The organism is Cupriavidus sp. SIMBA_020, assembly GCF_046535395.1.
Taxonomy (GTDB): Bacteria; Pseudomonadota; Gammaproteobacteria; order Burkholderiales; family Burkholderiaceae; genus Cupriavidus; species Cupriavidus campinensis.
On sequence record NZ_JAWRWU010001702.1, the window covers coordinates 1 to 235 of the forward strand.

General features: G+C 71.1%; 1 pseudogene. It reads left to right on the plus strand.

From position 1 onward, the window contains the following. A pseudogene (locus tag SB751_RS35410) lies at positions 1-206 on the plus strand (chromate transporter); the annotation flags it as partial. Between the last annotated feature and the right edge of the window lie 29 nt (positions 207-235).

The following is a 235-nucleotide window of genomic DNA, read 5'->3' on the forward strand; positions in this document are numbered from 1 at the left end:
GAATGCGGCTGCTGCGTGCGGCGACCACCGGCTTTCTCGTCGTCGCCGTCGTCAAGATCCTGCATCGCGAGCCGGTCGATCCCGTTTATTGGCTCACCGGCGCGTTCGCGACGCTGTGCTTCGCGCGCTTCAAGGCGCCCGTGTATGCGGTGTACGGGGCGGTCGCGATCGCGTGCGGCGCGTGGCTGTGGGCCGCCGCGCACTGACGTACTGACGCCGCGCCGTGCGCCGCCGG